Raw genomic sequence first — 19,297 nt, 5'->3', positions numbered from 1 at the left:
AGCGCCCCGTTTTCCGGGGCTGTGCGGCCAAAACAAACGGTCAGGCACCAGAAGGGCGGGAATTCATCTGATGGAATAGTTCGACGCGGACTGTGGTGACATTTTTTTGTCAGTAGCGTTTTTTGAGTTTTGCGCCGCTCCATTCCACTCAGTGCTGTTTTTCCCTCCTCACGCGTTGCACAAGGTGCTTTGGCCCTTTCGAGTGATACGTGTCGGCGTGGGTCGGCAGCCGTAGTGAGGATGGAATCATGGCTACTCTTATCGGTATCGTCAGTCAGGTGGTCGGCGAAGTGTTCGCGGTAGCGAGCGATGGATCGCGCCGGCCGATCAGCGAAGGGGATCGGGTTTACGCGGGTGAGCAACTGGTGACCGGCGCCACTGGCGCGGTCGCCGTGGCCATGAGCAATGGTGAGCAACTGACCCTGGGGCGCGACAGCAGCCTGACCCTCGATACGCAACTGCTCGGTGACAACGGTGACTACCGGCCGCCCGTGGTCGAGACGCCGCCGACCGCGCCCTCTGACGGCGACCTCACCGATGTCGAGCAACTGCAGGCGGCGATCGAGGCCGGTGCCGACCCGACCCTGCAAGCCGAAGCGACCGCCGCCGGGCCTGGTGCCGGCGGGGGCGGCGCCGGTGGTGCGGGCGGTGGCAATTCCTTCGTGCTGTTGAGCGAAGTCGGCGGCGCGGTCGACCCGACCATCGGCTTTCCCACCGAAGGGCTGAATGCGGCGCCGGAGTTTCCTGCTCCGGAAATCACCGCTGCTGCCGCGCCCGACGGCGTTCCCTCGGGCGGTACTGCCGCCAATGCGGTCGATGAAGACGGCCTGCCCGATGGCATCGTCGGCGGTGTCAACGATCTGGACGGCGCCGCAACCCAGGTCACCGGCGTACTGGGCTACAACTTCGGCCCCGATGGTCCCGGCACCTTCACCTGGTCGACCGCCGGCCTGGCCGCGCTGGGCGTCACTTCCGGTGGCGCGCCGCTGGTCTATCAGGTCAGCCCAGATGGTCTGACGCTGATCGCGACGGCGGGAGAGTCCGTGGTGTTCTTGGCCCAGGTCACCAACCTGGCGACCGGCGCCTATCAGTTCCAGCTTTTCGCCCCCCTCGATCACGCAGCCCCGGAACTGGGCGGCAGTGACGAGAACGACATCCTCTACCAGTTCGGCTACACCATCACCGACGGTAACGGCACGCCAGCGACCGGCAGCCTGAGCATCCTGATCGACGACGACAGCCCCGTGCAGTCGGGCGGCGAGCAGGAACGGCCGTGGATTCGCGGCCAGGTGCACGAGGACGCGCTGAGCAGCGGCAATGCCGAGCCGGGCAACCTGCCGACGCAAACCACGCAGGCCATCGGCGAGCCGGGCACGCTCAACAACCTGGTCGACTTCGGCGCCGACGGCCCCGGCAGCTTCCAGCTCGACACCCGTGCCGAGGCGCTGAGCGACCTGCAGGCGCTGGGTTTGTCATCGGCCGGCCAGGCGCTGGTCTACTCGGTCTCGGCTGATGGCACCACCCTGACTGCCACCGCTGGCGTGGAAGGCGCGCCAGTATTCACCCTGGTGGTCGGCGCGGACGGCAGCTACACCTTCACCCTGCTCGGGCCTATCGATCATCCGCAGCAGGACGGGGTCGACTCGGAAACCCTGGGCAGCAGTGAGTTGTCCCTGGACTTCTCGAAGCTCCTGATCGCCACGGATTTCGATGGCGATGCCGTGCCTGGCGGTTTCGTCAGCGGCAGCTTCGTCATCGATATCGAGGATGACGTGCCGGTGCAGATCGGCGGCGAGGAGCGCCCGGTGGTCACCGGCCAGGTACAGGAAGATGCCCTGACTGGCGGCAATACCGAAGGCAGCGGCCAGACGCTGACTGCCAGCGGTGCGGCCGGCACCCTGGATGCGCTGGTGGAGTTCGGTGCGGACGGTCGCGGCGGCTTCCAGTTGAGCCAGGAACCTGGCGCCTTGTCTGGACTGCAGGCGCTGGGCCTGACCTCTGGCGGGGTGGCGCTGGTGTACAGCGTCTCCGCCGACGGCACCACGCTGACCGCGACGGCCGGCGAGGGCGGTCAGCCGATCTTCAACCTGGTGGTTCGCCCTGATGGCAGCTACGACTTCACCCTGCAAGGCCCGGTCGATCACCCGCAACAGGATGGTGTGGACTCGGAAACCCTCGGCGGCAGCGACCTGGCGTTGGACTTCTCCGGTGTGCTGGTGGCCACCGATGGTGACGGTGACCCGATCTTCGGCGGCTTCACCGAGGGCAGCTTCGTAATCGATATCGAGGATGATGTGCCGGTGCAGATCGGCGGCGAGGAGCGTCCGGTGGTTACCGGTCAGGTGCAGGAAGATGCCCTGACTGGCGGCAATACCGAAGGCAGTGGCCAGACGCTGACGGCCAGCGGCGCCGCCGGCACCCTGGATGCACTGGTGGAGTTCGGTGCGGACGGTCGCGGCGGCTTCCAGTTGAGCCAGGAACCTGGCGCGCTGTCCGGGCTGCAGGCGCTGGGCCTGACCTCCGGTGGAGTGGCGCTGGTGTATAGCGTCTCCAGCGATGGCACCACGCTGACCGCGACGGCCGGCGAGGGCGGCCAGCCGGTCTTCAATCTGGTGGTGCGGCCTGACGGCAGCTACGACTTCACCCTGCAAGGCTCGGTCGATCATCCGCAGCAGGATGGTGTGGACTCGGAAACGCTGGGCGGCAGCGACCTGGCGCTGGACTTCTCCGGTGTGCTGGTGGCCACCGATGGTGACGGCGACCCGATCTTCGGCGGCTTTGCCGAGGGCAGCTTCGTCATCGATATTGAGGATGATGTGCCAGTCCTGAAAAACCTCGATCCGCAGCAGGCGCTGCCGGGCGGGACGGTGCATGAGGATCTGCTGTCCTCGCCTTACACCGGCAATGCCGAGGGTGGTGCGCAGACCTTGGTGGTAAGCAGCGAAACGGGCGCGGGCACGCTGAGTTCGCTGGTGTCCTTCGGGGCTGATGGCCCTGGCGCTTTTGGCCTGGTTGACGGCGATACGGCTACCGCGCTGCTGCAGGCTCAGGGCCTGAAATCAGGGGGTGAAAACCTGGTCTACGACGTGGTGGAAACCGTCGTCGACGGCAAGCTGGTCAGCACCACGCTGACTGCGGTATCCGCCGACAGCCTGGGCAATTACCCGGTCTTCACCCTGCAGGTGAATGCCGATGGCAGTTTCAGTTTCACCCTGCAGGGGCCGATCGACCATCCGCAGGCCAATGGTGATGATGGCGAGCTGTGGAGCAACGCCGGGGGAACCGGGATCGACTTCACCCAACTGTTCACCGCTACCGATGGCGATGGCGATCCGCTAAAACTGCCTGAGGGCAGCAGTGGGCTGTTCGTCATCAATATCGAGGACGATGTTCCCGAACTGGTGACCAGCGAGCCGGACTACAGCCTGACCCTGACCTATCAGGGTGGCGATGCGTCCTACGCCAATAGCTACGGCTACTACACCAAGGGGCCGGACGGTGTGCCGGCCAGCGGTGTGGTGGTGTGGTCCGACACGACGCAACTGAGCATTGGCAGCAGCGTGACGCTGGAAGGCCTGGCCCCCGACAGCATTGGCTTCTTCATCATCCCTAACGGTGGCGCCAATGGCGTCAGCAATGGCACCGAGGTGAGCTTCGAGTTGGTCGATGGTCAGTGGCAGGCCTTTGCCAATGGTTCTCCGCTGGCAGGCGAAGGCGGTGCCAATCTGGTGTTTGATAATCCGGCACTGAATCCTGATAACAAACCCCATGTTCAGGACAACGCCGCCCCCGGCAATCAGAACTGGGAAGACGTCAACAACAGCGGCAGCGACAACGACTACAACGACGTCAACATCCAGGCCACCTGGACGAACAGCACACCGCCCGCCATCGGTGGCACCGTTCATGAAGACAAGCTCGACACCCCGCATGTCGGCAATCCCGAGTTTGGTCAGACCCTGGTGGTCAGTACCGCTACCGGCGCGGGCAGCCTGGCCTCGCTGGTGGCCTTCGGTGCCGATGGGCGCGGCAGCTTCGGCCTGGTCAGCAGCGAGGCCGCTACGGCCGTTCTCGATGGGCAGGGCCTGGCTTCGGCGGAAAGGCCGCTGGTCTATACGGTCAGTGAAAGCCTCGACGACCAGGGCCATCTGCTCAGCACCACGCTCACCGCGACCGCTGCCGCAGAGGTCGGCGGCTATCCGGTGTTCACCCTGGTGATCAATGCCGATGGCAGCTTCAGTTTCACCCTGCAGGGGCCGATCGATCATCCGCAGGCGGACGGCAACGACAGTGAGCTGTGGTCGAGCTATGGCCAGATTGGTATCGATTTCACCCATTTGCTGGCCATCACCGATGGCGACGGCGACCCGCTGCAGATTGGCGAGGATGTCAGCGGCCTGTTCGTGATCAACATCGAGGACGATGTGCCGACGCTCAGCCTCGGTGTCGACAGCCAGGCGCTCGGGCAACTGGAAGTGGTGCTGGACGAAACCCGTGGCGAGCAGGATCGCTACGCCGCCAACGACGACTCCAGCCAGGGCTATGTCAATGACGACGCCAGCGGTGTGCTGGCACGTACCACGACTCAGGTTTCTGGTGGCCTCAGCGCGTTGTTCAGCGTGACCGCCGCGGCCGGGGCCGATGGTCAGGCGTCGTTCAGTAGCAGCCTGAGCTTTACCGGCATCCCGCCTGAGGGCCTGGCCACCACGCTGTCGGCCACTGATGGCGGGGCCATCCGTCTGGTCGTCGATGCCTCCGACAGCCAACTGCTCAGAGGGCTCGACAGCAGCGGCGATACGGTCTTCACCATTGCCATCGTCACGGTCGACGGTCAGGCGCAATTGCAGACCACGCTGTTCGAGGCCATTCGTCACCCCGATAACGGCCAGCGCTTCGATGAAGCGGTCGACCTGCTGATCAAGGACGGTTCGCTGAAACTGCAGTATCAGGTGACCCTCATCGATGGCGATGGTGACGCCGTTACCCGCAGCGCCAGCGTGGAACTGGCCGGCGGCAAATCGTCCTACTTCTCCTTCCAGGACGACGGGCCGAAGATCACGGCTTTCTCCGTTGCCGAGGGGGCGAAGCTCTATGTCGACGAGTCGGTTGGCACGGGCGGCTCAAGCCAGAACGAGCCCGGCTATGCCTCACCGAACGACGAAGTTGGCCATGGCAACGTGCTGGGCTATGCGCGGATCCAGGGCAAGGACTTGTTCAGCCTGAGCGCCGATGGCGGCGCGGATGGCCTGGATGCCAGCCGTACCCGCTTCAGCCTGAGCCTCAGCGCCAACGGCGTGGATTCGGGGCTTAATGCCACGGCAGGCGGCGACATCCTGCTGTTCAAGGACGGCGACGGCAATATCCTCGGCAAGGCCAATGGCGTCACCATCTTCAAGATCAGCGTCAATGCCTCCGATGGCAGCGTCACCCTGGAGCAGTACAAGGCCATCGCCCATGGCGATACCGGCAGCCACGACGAACTGGCACTGATCAAGGAGGGCGTGCTGAAACTCGGCGTGACCGTCTACGACAAGGATGGCGATTCGCAGAGCGCCAGCCTGGATCTGGGCAAGGTGGTTGGTTTCGAGGACGACGGGCCGAAGATCAGCGAGTTCGAACTGGAGCGTTGGGCCAAGCTCTATGTCGACGAGTCGGTCGGCAGGGGCGGCTCCAGCCAGAGCGAGCCGGGCTGGGCGGCGCCCGACGACGAGCAGGGGCACGGTAACGTGCTTGGCTATGCCCGAATCGAGGGGCACGATCTGTTCGACCTTAGCGTGGATGCCGGTTCCGATGGGCTCGATGCCAGTCGTACGCGCTACCAGCTGACGCTTACTCAGCAGGGTGTCGACTCCGGGCTGGATGCCACGGCCGGTGGCGACATCCTGTTGTCCAAGGACAGTGACGGCAACATCCTCGGCACGGCCAATGGCGTGACCGTGTTCAAGATCAGCGTCAATGCCACCGACGGCAGCGTGACGCTGGTGCAATACCAGGCGATCAAGCATGGCGACAGCGGCGATCATGACGATCTGGCGCTAATCAAGGATGGCGTGCTGAAACTCGGCGTGACCGTCTACGACAAGGATGGCGACTCGCACAGCGCCAGCCTGGATCTGGGCAAGGTGGTCGGCTTCGAGGACGACGGGCCCAAGGTCACGTCGTTCGAGCTGGAGCGTGGCGTGCGCTTGTATGTCGACGAGTCGGTCGGGCAGGGCGGTTCGACCCAGAACGAGAACGGCTACGTGGCGCCGACCGATGAGGTCGGGCATGGCAACGTGCTGGGCTACGTGCGTGTTGCGGGTGGCGATCTGTTCAACCTGAGCGTCGATGCCGGTTCCGATGGCCTCGATGCCAGCCGCACACGTTACAGCCTGACGCTCACCAGCAATGGTGTTGATTCGGGGCTGAACGCCACGGCAGGCGGCGACATCCTGCTGTACAAGGATGGCGACGGCAATATCCTCGGTAAGGCCAACGGCGTGACCGTGTTCAAGATCAGCGTCAATGCCACTGATGGCAGCGTGACGCTGGAGCAGTACCAGGCGATCAAGCATGGTGATACCGGCAGCCACGACGAGCTGGCACTGATCAAGGATGGCGTGCTGAAACTCGGCGTGACTGTCTACGACAACGATGGCGATTCGCACAGTGCCAGCCTGGATCTGGGCAAGGTGGTCGGCTTCGAGGATGACGGGCCTCTGGTTACCTCGTTTGCCTTGGCGCAGGGCGCGCGGCTGTATGTCGATGAGTCGGTTGGGCAGAGCGGCTCCAGCCAGAACGAACCCGGCTATGCCGCACCGAACGACGAAGTTGGCCATGGCAATGTATTGGGCTATGTGCGCGTTCCGGGGGCTGATCTGTTCAGCCTGAGCGTCGATGCCGGTTCCGATGGACTCGATGCCAGCCGCACCCGCTACAGCCTGACGCTCACCAGCAACGGTGTTGACTCGGGGCTGAACGCCACGGCAGGCGGCGACATCCTGCTGTTCAAGGACGGCGACGGCAACATCCTCGGCAAGGCCAACGGCGTCACCATCTTCAAGATCAGCGTCAATGCCACCGATGGCAGCGTTACCCTGGAGCAGTACAAGGCCATCGCCCATGGCGATACCGGCAGCCACGACGAGCTGGCACTGATCAAGGATGGCGTGCTGAAACTCGGCGTGACCATCTACGACAAGGATGGCGATTCGCACAGTGCCAGCCTGGATCTGGGCAAGGTGGTCGGCTTCGAGGACGACGGGCCTCTGGTTACCTCGTTTGCCTTGGCGCAGGGTGCTCGGCTGTATGTCGATGAATCGGTCGGGCAGGGTGGCTCCAGCCAGAACGAGCCCGGCTATGCCTCACCGAACGACGAAGTTGGCCACGGCAATTTGCTGGGCTATGTGCGCGTTCCGGGCGCTGATCTGTTTAGCCTGAGCGTCGATGCCGGTTCCGATGGTCTGGATGCCTCGCGTACCCGTTTCGAACTGAACCTCAGCAGCGATGGCGTGGACTCCGGGCTGGATGCCACGGCCGGCGGCGACATCCTGTTGTCCAAGGGTGCCGACGGCAACATCCTGGGCACGGCCAACGGCGTGACCGTGTTCAAGATCAGCGTCAATGCCAGTAACGGCAATGTGACCCTGGAGCAATACCAGGCGATCGAGCATGGCAATAACAGCAGCCACGACGAGCTGGCACTGATCAAGGAGGGCCTGCTGCAGCTCGGCGTGACCATCTACGACAAGGATGGCGACTCGCACAGCGCCAGCCTGGATCTGGGCAAGGTGGTCGGCTTCGAGGACGACGGGCCTTCGGCTGGCATCAGCCAGGCCACCTTCGCCCTTGACGATGAAGGGCTGGCCAACGGCATCAATGGCGGCGAGGGCGATGTGCCCGGCACTTACACCACGGTCACCGGCACCCTCGACTTCACCACCGGCTCCGATGGATTTGGCAGCATCGCTCTGTCTGGGCCGAATGTGCTAGGCAGCGAGAGTGTCACCTCGACCTGGAACGCTCAGACCAACATCCTGACCATCAGCAGCGACACCCGTGGCGTGTTGCTGACCGTGGCTCTCACCGATCCGGCTGCCGGCGCCTATAGCGTGCAACTGCACCAACCGCTGATGCATGTGGCCGGCCTGGACGAGAACGACATCACCCTGCAGATCGGCTACACCCTGACCGATGGTGACGGTGATACCGCCGAAGGGCGGCTCGATGTGCTGGTCAACGATGACACACCGACCATCCAGGCCTTGCAACCGGGTTTCGAGTCGCAGGCAACGCTGCTTGGCAGCAATGCCGGCTTCGACAACAGCTATGGATACTACACCCGTGATGCCGACGGTAATCCTTCGGTAGGCAAGGTGATCTGGGCGGACGTCAAGGCTGAGGCTACAGGCAGCACCTTCGACCTCGATGGCCTGGATCCGAACGAGGTTGGCTTCTTCATCATCCCCAACGGAGCGGCCAATGCTGCCCTGAGCAATGGCGCCGAAGTGACCTTCGAGCAGGATGCCGATGGCAACTGGCAGGCCTTGCTGGGTGGCGTGCCACTCACGGGCGCAGGTGGGGCGAATGTGCTATTCGACCGTGCCGAGTTCAACCCGGGCGGTTCGCACCTGCAGGACAATGCGGCGCCCGGTAACCAGAACTGGGAGGACGTGACCGACAACGCCGACTACGACTACAACGACGTCAGCACCAACGTCACCTGGGGCATGCCGCTGCAGGTCGATGAAACCGATCTGGGTACGCCGCAGGCGGCTGTCAGTCGTAACTTCAGCTCGGCCTTCAATGCCGAATACGGCGCCGATGGCCCGGGCTCGCTGACATATGGGCTGGTGATCAACTCGGCTGACTCCGGGCTGGTGGAGACCGCCAGTGGCCAGGCGGTCAAGCTGGTGCTCAACGGCAGCGTGGTCGAAGGGCGAACCGAGACAGGCAATGCGCTGGTCTTCACCCTGAGCGTCGATGCCGCTGGGGTGGTGACCCTCACGCAACTGCTGGCCGTGGTACACCCAACCGCGCAGCCGGACGAACTGCAGTTGCTCGGTGCCGGCAAGGTCGCCCTGCAGGCCACCATCAGCGATGCCGATGGTGATCACAGCTCGGCCAGTATCGACCTCGGACAGGTGGTGGGCTTCCGCGATGATGCGCCGACCGCGGTCAACGATATGCTGGCTGATGACGTGTCACGCACGGCCACCAACCAGGTGATCGGCAATGTCACTGACCTGACCGGTAATGACGACTTCGGCAGCGATGGCAAATCCACCGCCGCTCCTGTGCAGATTCTCGGCCAGGGCAGCCAGGGCGGTACCCTGCTGATCGATGTCAATGGCAACCTGATCTACACCGCAGGCAGTGGCGCCAGTGCCGGCCCCGAGACCTTCAGCTATCAGATCCAGGATGGCGATGGCGATACCTCCGTCGGTACGCTGACCCTCAACCTGACGGGCAACGATCCCGTGGGTGGCCAGGCCTTCGGCCAGGTGGACGAGGACGGCTTGCCAGGTGGTCTGGCCGGAGGCTCCAACGACCTGCCAGGAGAGGTGACCACCGCCAGCGGCAGCCTGGGTTATCAGGTCGACAGCTTCGGTGGTTTCACCTGGGACGCCAGCGGTCTGGGTAGTCTGTCTTCGGGGGGCTCGGCGCTTACTTATCAGCTCAGTAGCGATGGCAAGACGCTCAGCGCCTTCGATGCGGATGACAACCCGGTCTTCACCCTCAGCCTGACCAACGCGGCGAGCGGTGATTACCGCTTCGAGCTGTTCAAGCCACTCGATCATGCGGCGCCGAGTTTGCCGGGGACGGCAGACGAGAACGACCTCAGCCTGGCTTTCACCTATCAGGTGTGGGACTCCAGCATGTCGTCGGTACCGGCCGTGGGCAGCCTGACCATCAGCGTGGATGACGACTCGCCGGCGTTGCCGGACGATATTGCCAAGTCCGCCAGCGAGCCGCAGGGCATCCAGACCAACCTGATGATCGTGCTGGATCTGTCCGGCAGCATGGACGACGCCCCTCCGGGCGTCAGTGGCTTCAGCAGCAAGCTGGCGCTGGCCAAGGATGCCGTACAGAGCCTGATCGACAGCTACGACGCACGCGGCGACGTGATGGTGCGGATCGTCACCTTTGCCAACTCGGCCAGTGCCGTGGGTGGCGTGTGGATGACGGCCGGTGACGCCAAAGCCTGGCTCACCGGTCTGGCCAACAACGCGGGCGATGGCTCGACCAACTACGACGATGCGCTGATCAAGGCGATGAATGCCTTCGGCTCGTCCGGCAAGCTGGTCGGCAGCGATGTGCAGAACGTCTCGTACTTCCTGTCCGACGGCCAGCCGACGCTATCCAACAGCGGCGCCAGCAACAATGATGGAGGCCAGTACAACCCGGAACTGGGCGATGGCATCGACAGCGTCGAGGAGAAGGCCTGGACCGACTTCCTCAATGCCAACGACATCAAGTCCTATGCACTGGGCATGGGGCTGGGAAGCAGCCAGGACAAGACGTTGCTCAACCCCATCGCCTATGACGGCAAGGCGGGCGCCAATACCGATGCCATCCTGGTATCCAACCTCAACCAGCTCAACGACACCCTGCAGGGCACAGTCAGCGGTACGGTGATCAGTGGCAACGTGATCAGCGAAGGCAGCAACGGTTTCGGCGCCGACGGCCCGGCCGCGCAACCCATCGGCCAGGTCATGCATAACGGTGTGAGCTACGACATGTCCTCTGCCGGTTATGACGCGGCCAGCCATGTGCTGACCTTCACCACGGCGGGCGGTGGCACATTCAGCATCAACCTGCTCACCGGCGCTTACAGCTACAGCTTCAACAAGGACGTGGCCGACGACCAGACCGAAACCATCCGCTACACCCTGGTTGATCACGACGGAGATGCTGTTACCGGCGAACTGGCGCTGACCATCACCGACAGCAGCGAGGTCTATGCCTACGACAACTACGCCCAGGCCAACGTGAGTCAGACTTGGGTCACCCCGAATCCGGTCACGACCGTACTGGCGGACTTCTCGTCCACCGGCAACGGTTCATATCCTGGCAATCCCTGGGTGTTCGACACGCAGGACAACTTCTTCCCCTTCGGTGACGAAAGCACGGTGGTGGCAACCAGCAACGTCCTCAATGCTGCGGCTGGCAAGTGGGGGGTGACTGCCATTGCCGGCAGCAACACCAGCGGCGATAGCGGGGTCAATGGTGTTCGGGTCGAGGGTGGGCGACTGCAGTTGCGTGATACCAACAGCAGCGATGGCGTCAGCACCAAGGCCGTCACGCCGTCCTTCGAGATCGCTCAGGGCTCGACTGGCAAGCTGTCGTTCGATGTCACCCAGTCGGCGGCCAGTACGGGCGACAGCTTTACCTGGAAGCTCTACCAGCAGTCTGGCAACACCTGGCAGGAGGTGACGGTACAGAGCCAGATCCAGGGTTCGACCCAGACTTTGCTCAACCTGGCAGGCGGAACCTACCGCCTGTACGTCGAGGCCAATGACCGTACCTCGGCCAACCAGAGCCGTAACAACAACCAGTTCCGCGTGACCATCGACAACATCACCCTGGTCACGGTCGCAGCTGCGGTACTGGTCGAGACCGCCACGGCGGTATCAGGCAACCTGATCACCGACCCCAACACCTACCTGCATAGCGAGCACCCGTGGGGCGCGGTGGACAGCAAGGGCAGCGAAGGCGCGACGCTCAGCGTGCTGGACAACGGCAATTACGTAGCCGTGACCAGCTCGAAGACCATCGATGGGCAGTGGGGCAGCCTGGTTCTGCATAGCGACGGCTCCTACACCTACACGCCGGATGCCGACTACGCCAACCTGGGCAAGGAGGATGTATTCACCTATCAACTGACCCAGGCGGACGGTGATGTCAGCACGGCGAATCTGGTGGTCGGTATCGGCAACTCGGCGGCGCCGCATGTGCTCAGCGGCACCGAGGGCAACGACAGCGCCTTGGTCGGTACCGTTGGCAGTGACGTGCTGCTGGGTCTCGGTGGCGATGACGTACTCGATGGCGCAGCCGGCGATGATCGCCTGGAAGGCGGCGCGGGCCATGACACTCTGATCGGTGGCATGGGCAACGACATCCTGCTCGGTGGTGCAGGCAATGACACGCTGAACGGCGGTGTCGGCAACGATACGCTGATCGGTGGCGTCGGCGACGATATCCTCATCGGCGGTGATGGCCAGGATACCTTCGTCTGGAATGCCGATGATCGTGGTGGCAACTACCATGACGTAGTCAATGACTTCGATCTGGAGGGTGGCGACAAATTGGATCTGTCGCAACTGCTGGTCGGTGTCAGCGACCCGAACGATGCCGATGCACTGAGCCAGTACCTCAGCTTCGACTTCGCCAGCGATCCGGGCAGTACCGTGATCAGCGTGTCGAGCAGCGGTAATGTGGGTAATGCGGACGGGGTGGATCAGACCATCACCCTGGCCAACACCCTAGTCGGAGGCGGTGCCGGTAGTAGTACGGCCGATATCATCGACAGCATGCTGGACAAGCATCAACTGGTGGCCTGAGGAGCCGTGCCTGCGTCCGAGTGGCGCATCAGAGTTTCCTTAGTTCGCGCGCTCAACTAGAGTAGGGCCCGCTGCCTCTCCGGCAGCGGGCTTTTTTTCGGGCTGTTTTCGGAGGCATCCATGGTTTACGTACAGCGCGACGCCGCTGGCCGCTTGCTCAGAGTCGAGCATGAGCCGTTCGAGGGCATGAACGAGACGCTGGCCGTTGAGAGTGAGGAGCTGCACCGTTGGCTCGAAGCTCGCGAGGAGGTCAAGGCGCGCCTCGACAGCCTCAAACAGTCCGACCTGGAACTGGTGCGGGTACTGGAAGACGTGGTCAGCGTGCTGGTCGAGCGGGGTGTCATCCGCTACACCGACCTGCCCGAGGCCGCGCGGGAGAAACTCGACCAGCGCGCCATCGCGCGGGCCGAGATCGAAGGCCTGACGGGGTTGCTGGGGGACGACGAACCGAACCTGGTCTAGCGGTCGTTTCTCAACGGCCTGCTAAACCGCAGGCGCCGGGGCGCCGATCAAGCGCCCCATGGCGCCGTGAATGCCCAGTTCGGTCAACACGGCCAGCTCACCTTCCGTTTCCACCATCTCGGCGATCAATGGCAAATCGATACTGTTGGCCGCGCGCTGGATCGCCTCGATGAACATGCGCTTGTCGCCCTCTGCGTCGATGGCGCGGATGTAAGTGCCGTCGACCTTCAGGTAGGCCAGACCGAGGTGGGTGAGGTTGCCGATCAGGCTGAAACGCCCGCCGAAATGCTGCAGGCCCAGGCTGAAACCTGCTTCGCGGATGCTTTGGCTCATGCTCTCCAGCTCTGCCGGTGGCGGTAGATGGCGCTCGTCCACTTCCAGGGTCAGGTAACTTCCCAGGTCGCGGTGATGGCGCAACAACTCCAGCAATTGCGTGCGGCTCCCTGAGTTGCGCAGGGTGCTCGCCGAGAGGCTCAGCGCCAGCGGTTCGGGGCGCTTTGCCAGGTGCTCGAGGCTGTGTTCGAGCATGGCCAGATCCAGTCGGGCGCTCCAGCCCAGGCGTTCGATCCAGGGCAGGAAGCGCCCGGCAACCACGGCCTCACCCTGTGGGTCGATCAGACGCGCGAGTACCTTGTGGTGCAGCAGCTGTGCACGTGTGGCGCACTCCACCACGGGCTGCAGGTAGAGCTGGAGCTTACCCTGAGCCAGGGCATCGTCGATCCAGCCACGCCAGTCATGCAGGCTTTGCCCGCTTGGCGCCTCGAAGTCGTCGTTGCGCCCCCAGCAACTGCCGACCTGGCTCTGCGCTTGCGCCAGCGCCTGGTCGGCGCGGGCAATCACCTGGCCAGCCGGCTCGCCGGGGCGGAACGCGGCGAGGCCCAGGTGCGCCACGGGCGTGCAATCGCTGGCTCCGGTATGGCGCAAGGCTTCCAGTTGCTCGACAAGCTCGTTGGCCAGGCGCTCGGCGTCTTCGCTGCGCAAGCCGGGCGCGAGCAGGGTGAACTCGCCACCACGGCTGCGTGCCGCCAGCCATTCGCCGTGCTCCGGGTTGTCGAGTTGGCGCTTGAGCAGTTCGCCGGCGGCCTGGATCAGCTCATCGGTACGCTGGCCGCCGAGGCGCTGGTTGAGTCCGCCGAGGTCATTCAGGCGCAGCAGCAGCAGGTAGCCGTCCGGATGCTGTTCGTTGACCACCAACTGGTTGCCCAGGCGAATGTCGAACTGGCGGCGGTTGGCCAGGCCGGTGAGGCTGTCCTGGTAGGCCTCCTCGCGCAGCTTCTCGCTGCGCGCGGCTTCTTCGGCGAACAGTGTCTTGAGCTTGTCCACCATCTGGTTCATGGCCAGCACCACGCGCTTGAGTTCGGGGGTACGCGGCACCCGGGGCAGGGTGAGAAATTCACGGCGGGTGATGGCCTGCGCCTGCTGCACCATGTTGTCCAGCGGGCGCAATTGCGTGCGCAGCAGCCAGCCGCCGAGCACGGCGCTGACCAGCCCGCACAGCAGCAGCCAGAGCAGGCTGCCGATGGCGCTGTCCCACAGCTTGGCCAGGGCGAATTGCGGATGGCTGACCACCTCGACCCGCGCCGCCTGTTCCCAGCCGCGCATGATCAGGGCATCGCCACCTTCGGGCTCAAGGTTGACCAGGTCGATGAACCATTGCGGCACGTTTTCCGGCCTGACCTCGGTGCTGCGTTCGACGATCACTTCGTCGGTGGGGATGCTGACCACGCGGATGCTGGCGAAGTAGCCGCTGTCGAAGATCGAGCTGACCATCAACTCGAGCATGGCCGGGTCGTCCACGTGCGGCGCCATCGACAGGCCGAGCGCCGTGGCGGCGTCCTGGGCATGGGAGCGCAACTGGCTGAGCAGTTGCTCGCGCGAGGTCTCCACGCTGGCGATGAAGCTGCCGGTGAAGGCCACCACGAGGAACAGGCAGATGGCGAGGAACAGTTGCTTGAGTAGGGACATGGTTCTCCTCCTAGCCTTCGCCCACGGCGAAGCCTTCGGCGCGCATTTTTTTCAGGATGTCCTGCCAGCGCGAGAGCTTCTTCGAGTCGCTCTTGCGTGCGTTGGAACCGGGTAGGTAGAGGCCTTCGGCATTGAACGCATAGACCGGTAGCAGGTCGCGGCGCTGCGAGGCGGGACGGATATCGTTGATCAGGTTGTCCAGCACCAGTGGCTCGGCGCCGGGGCTGGCGTAGTAGGTCAGCACCATGTGCGCCTGGTTGTAGTTCAGAGCCTTGACGTAGGTGATGCGCAGTTTCTCGCTGGGGATGCCGAGACGACGCAGGGTGAAATACTTGGCCAGCGAGTAGTCCTCGCAGTCGCCAGCTCCCTTGATCAGAGTCTCTACCGGCGTAGCCCAGTAGTCGTTCTCGCGCCATAACTGCTGGTCGTCGACGAAGCGCACGGTGCGGTTGAAGAAGCGGTTGACCTCGTTGAGCTTGTCCTTCTCGGCCAGCGCGTCACTGCTAGCGATCAGCGCCTGCCAGTCGAGCAGGCGCTTGCGCGCCGGGCCGAGGTTGCCGTAGCGGCTTTCTGCGTTCTTCAGGATCAGCTCGAAATCCCAGTTGGCCGTGCTCAGGCCAGCCAGCAGCAGGCCGCCGATCCAGAGGATTAGCAAGCGCCCTCGCCAACCCTGAAGGGCACCTCTAAAAACTACCTGCGTTGCCATCTCCGCGTTAAAAACAGGCTCAAAATGCTCATTTACAGCTCGTAAACTCCGCTTTTTCGCCTGTTTTTGCCTTGCGCTGGCTGCCTCGCCTACGTTTTTAGAGGCGCCCTTGATGCGCTGCCGTCGCATGGGGTTCTCTCCGAGTCTGATCGGCTCAGTCTAGGCGAGGCGACAGCTTTTTGCCGGTTGCTTGCGATAATCACAAGTTGGCTGTCAAAGTCTTGGCGATGCAGGGTTTCAGCGGCTCGGCAGCGTCTTCTGGCGCAGGATGTATATGCTCACGCAAATGGCGCTGGTGAGCATGAATAGGCGCGCCCAGAAGTGCGGCACCAGGTAGCTGGAAACGGCGATGCTCGACCACATCAGCACCAGCGTGTAGACCTTGGCCTTGCGCGGAATGCCCTGGCCATCGAGGTAATCGCGGATCCATGGCCCGAGTTGCGGGTGCGTTACCAGCCAGATGTAGAAACGCCGCGAGCTGCGCATGAAGCAGGCCGCGGCGAGCAACAGGAAGGGCGTGGTCGGCAACACCGGCAGGAAGATGCCGATGACGCCCAGCGCGATGCTCAGCCAGCCGACCGCCAGCAGCGCATAACGCACGCTGCGGTGGCGGCTTTCGCGAACTTCGCGGGGCATGGCCGAACGGCAGGAATCAGTGGCGCGGCTTGAGCAGGGCGGGCTTTTCTTCCGGGGCCTGGCACAGCAGGAACAGCGCGGTGAGCAGCTCGGGGATCTGGTCGATCATGCTGTCGACCAGGTCGTGATCGCGGGCGATCTCGGCGAACTCCTGCTGTTCGTCGAACAGGCCGGAACCGACCATGATCGGCAGCAGCAGCTCGCTGACTTCGTCTTCGGCGTCTTCGAACCACACGGCCTCGCGCAGGAACACGCCTTCCATGAAGCCGATGCACCAGCCGCGCAGGTCGGAATCGTCCGGCTCTTCGCCGAGGTCGAGGTCGCAGGGCAGCTCGGGCTCTTCCTCGCCGGCCAGTTGGCGGGCGATGTGCGCCTTGAGGTGCACCAGCGTGGTTTCGATCTCTTCGCGCTCGGCATCGCTGCGGTAGTGCGGTGGCTCGGCGAACAACGCATCGATCCATTCGCGCTCGGGCACCGGCTCGGGGCAGATGGCCAGGGCGGTCAGATAGCCATGGGCGGCCACGTAGTCCAGCGCTTCTTCATGCAGCTCGTCGGCATCGAGGAAGGCTTGCAGGCGGGACAATTGCTCGGCGAAGGACATCGTGGAGTTACCTTGAGGCTGAATGCGAGGCCAGATTCTAGCAGGCCAGGGGCAAACTACCTACGCCGCGATGGGCTCTACGGCGCGACATTATGCTGGGAGGGGCTTCAGCCGCGATGGCAGGCAGGTGTTTTTCCTGATGATCGACGCCGGCTTCGTACAGCCCGTTGCCCAGTCCATGGCCAGAGTGCGGCATAATGCGCGGCTCGATTCGGAGGCCCCCATGCTCGACCACGCCATGCGCATTCTCAAAGACGTTTTCGGCTACGACGCCTTTCGCGGCAATCAGGCTGCGATCATCGAGCGCGTGGCCGCAGGCGGCGATGCCCTGGTGTTGATGCCGACCGGCGGCGGCAAGTCGCTGTGCTTCCAGGTGCCGGCGCTGATGCGCGACGGCCTGGCGGTGGTGGTCTCGCCGTTAATCGCGCTGATGGACGATCAGGTCGCCACTCTCGACGAACTGGGCGTGGCGGCCGTGGCACTGAACTCGACGCTGAGCCCTGACGAGCAGCGCGAGATTGCCGATCGTATTCGTCGTGGCGAGATCAAGATGCTCTACCTGGCGCCCGAGCGCCTGGTGCAGCCGCGCATGCTGAGCTTCCTGCAGGGCCTCGACATTGCCCTGTTCGCCATCGACGAGGCGCACTGCGTGTCGCAGTGGGGGCACGACTTCCGCCCCGAGTACCTGCAACTCGGCCAACTCGCCGAACTCTTCCCCGAAGTGCCGCGCATCGCCCTGACTGCGACTGCGGACAAGCGCACCCGTGAGGAAATCGTCCAGCGCCTGCACCTGCAGAATGCCGAGCGGTTTCTCTCCAGCTTCGACCGACCGAATATCTTCTACCGCATCCAGCCCAAGGATAATCCGCGCAAGCAGCTGCTGAGTTTCCTCGCGCCGCGCAAGGGCGATGCCGGCATCGTCTACTGCCTGTCGCGCAAGAAGGTGGAGGAGGTGGCCGAGTTCCTCAGCAGCCAGGGCTATCCGGCGTTGCCGTATCACGCCGGCCTGGCCAACGACCTGCGTGCCTACCACCAGAAGCGCTTCCTCAACGAGGAAGGGCTGATCATGGTCGCTACCATCGCCTTCGGCATGGGCATCGACAAGCCCAACGTGCGCTTCGTCTGCCATCTCGACCTGCCCAAGTCGCTGGAGGCCTACTACCAGGAAACCGGCCGCGCCGGCCGTGACGGCCTGCCTGCTGATGCCTGGATGGCCTACGGCCTGCAGGACGTGATCTTCCTCAAGCAGATGCTGGCCAACTCCGAGGGAGACGAGCTGCACAAGCGCATCGAGCAGCACAAGCTCGACGCCATGCTGGCGCTGTGCGAGGAGCCGCACTGCCGGCGCCAGGCGTTGCTGGCCTATTTCGACGAGGAGTTGCCGCAGCCTTGCGGCCATTGCGACAACTGCATCGACGGCGTGCAGACCTGGGACGCCACCGAAGCGGCACGCCAGGCGCTGTCGACCATCTACCGCAGCGGTCAGCGCTACGGCGTCGGCCACCTGGTGGACATCCTCCTTGGGCGCGACAACGAAAAGATCCGCAACGCCGGCCATCAGCACCTCGCCGTATTCGGCATCGGCAAGGCGCACAACGAGAACGAGTGGCGCACGCTGTTCCGCCAACTAGTGGCGCGTGGCCTGGCAGATGTCGATCTGGAAGGCTTCGGCGGCCTGCGTCTGACCGATGCCTGCCGGCCGCTGCTGCGCGGTGAGGTGGGGCTGGAGCTGCGCCACGATCCCAAGCCGGCGCAGAGCGCCAAAACGTCGTCTTCCGGCAGCGCCGCCAGCCAACTGGTGCGTGGCCACGAGCGCGAGATGTGGGAGGCGCTACGCAGCCTGCGGCGCAAGCTGGCCGAGGAGCACAGCGTGCCGCCGTACGTGATCTTCCCCGATGCCACATTGCTGGAAATGCTGCGCAGCCAGCCCGCGACGCTCGGCGACATGGCCCAGGTCAGCGGCGTCGGTGCGCGCAAGCTGGAGCGCTACGGCCAGGCCTTTCTCGATGTGCTCAACGGCGGCGAAGAGGCGCCTGCGCCCGCGCCGGTCGCCGACCTGCGTCATGAGCTGGTCAGCCTGGCCCGCGCCGGCATGACGCCGGCGCAGATCGCCAACCAACTGAACTGCAGCGAGCGCAACGTCTACAGCCTGCTGGCCGAAGCGATCAGCAAACAGCACCTGAGCCTGGAGCAGGCGCTGGACTTGCCTGAGGAACTGCTCGGCGAGATTCAGGATGCGTTTCTCGACGGCGAGGGCGAACTGCCGCCTGTGAGCGAGATCGCTCCGCTGTTCGCCGGCCAGGTTGACGAGGCCGTGCTGTATTGCGTGCGCGCCGCCCTGCAGGCCGAGTTCGAAGGCTGAGCGAGCCTGCGCTTGCAGGTCGG

7 protein-coding genes are annotated in these 19,297 nt (G+C 64.0%); 3 read left to right on the top strand and 4 right to left on the bottom strand.

Annotated elements, in window-relative coordinates; translation table 11 throughout:
• Positions 1 to 248 precede the first annotated feature (248 nt).
• Positions 249 to 12,542: a retention module-containing protein gene (locus VC352_RS03385; RefSeq protein WP_322978177.1), complete on the top strand. Its 12,294-nt coding sequence runs from the start codon at positions 249 to 251 to the stop codon at positions 12,540 to 12,542.
• A 120-nt stretch (positions 12,543 to 12,662) separates the two neighbouring features.
• Complete coding sequence (locus VC352_RS03380) at positions 12,663 to 13,004, top strand: tryptophan synthase subunit beta (RefSeq protein ID WP_322978176.1); 342 nt, start codon at positions 12,663 to 12,665, stop codon at positions 13,002 to 13,004.
• Positions 13,005 to 13,025: 21 nt separating this feature from the next.
• Here the strand turns inward: VC352_RS03380 and lapD are convergent, their stop codons facing one another.
• The 4 genes from lapD to VC352_RS03360 form a co-directional block, all read right to left on the bottom strand.
• Positions 13,026 to 14,969 (bottom strand): cyclic di-GMP receptor LapD, encoded by a 1,944-nt coding sequence (lapD, locus tag VC352_RS03375; protein ID WP_322978175.1) that lies wholly within the window; start codon positions 14,967 to 14,969, stop codon positions 13,026 to 13,028.
• Positions 14,970 to 14,979: 10 nt separating this feature from the next.
• Positions 14,980 to 15,675, bottom strand: coding sequence for a cysteine protease LapG (gene lapG, locus VC352_RS03370; RefSeq protein ID WP_322978174.1), 696 nt, complete (start codon positions 15,673 to 15,675; stop codon positions 14,980 to 14,982).
• A gap of 237 nt (positions 15,676 to 15,912) precedes the next feature.
• Positions 15,913 to 16,311: a YbaN family protein gene (locus VC352_RS03365; RefSeq protein WP_322978173.1), complete on the bottom strand. Its 399-nt coding sequence runs from the start codon at positions 16,309 to 16,311 to the stop codon at positions 15,913 to 15,915.
• Positions 16,312 to 16,327: 16 nt separating this feature from the next.
• Positions 16,328 to 16,912, bottom strand: coding sequence for a YecA family protein (locus VC352_RS03360; protein WP_322978172.1), 585 nt, complete (start codon positions 16,910 to 16,912; stop codon positions 16,328 to 16,330).
• 223 nt (positions 16,913 to 17,135) lie between these two features.
• Between VC352_RS03360 and recQ the strand changes: the two genes are divergently transcribed.
• Positions 17,136 to 19,274, top strand: a complete 2,139-nt coding sequence (recQ, locus tag VC352_RS03355) for a DNA helicase RecQ (protein ID WP_322978171.1) — start codon at positions 17,136 to 17,138, stop codon at positions 19,272 to 19,274.
• Positions 19,275 to 19,297: the final 23 nt, after the last annotated feature.

The sequence above is a fragment of the Pseudomonas sp. C11 genome (assembly GCF_034683865.1).
Taxonomy (GTDB): domain Bacteria; phylum Pseudomonadota; class Gammaproteobacteria; order Pseudomonadales; family Pseudomonadaceae; genus Aquipseudomonas.
Note: the sequence above shows the minus strand (reverse complement) of the source record. Positions and strands in the feature narration are given on the sequence as shown.

What these genes read in the sequence shown, in the direction of transcription:
- VC352_RS03385 (WP_322978177.1), top strand. Translation starts at nt 249, where the DNA reads ATGGCTACTCTTATCGGTATCGTCAGTCAGGTGGTCGGCGAAGTGTTC.
- VC352_RS03380 (WP_322978176.1), top strand. Translation starts at nt 12,663, where the DNA reads ATGGTTTACGTACAGCGCGACGCCGCTGGCCGCTTGCTCAGAGTCGAG.
- lapD (WP_322978175.1), bottom strand. Translation starts at nt 14,969, where the DNA reads ATGTCCCTACTCAAGCAACTGTTCCTCGCCATCTGCCTGTTCCTCGTG.
- lapG (WP_322978174.1), bottom strand. Translation starts at nt 15,675, where the DNA reads ATGGCAACGCAGGTAGTTTTTAGAGGTGCCCTTCAGGGTTGGCGAGGG.
- VC352_RS03365 (WP_322978173.1), bottom strand. Translation starts at nt 16,311, where the DNA reads ATGCCCCGCGAAGTTCGCGAAAGCCGCCACCGCAGCGTGCGTTATGCG.
- VC352_RS03360 (WP_322978172.1), bottom strand. Translation starts at nt 16,912, where the DNA reads ATGTCCTTCGCCGAGCAATTGTCCCGCCTGCAAGCCTTCCTCGATGCC.
- recQ (WP_322978171.1), top strand. Translation starts at nt 17,136, where the DNA reads ATGCTCGACCACGCCATGCGCATTCTCAAAGACGTTTTCGGCTACGAC.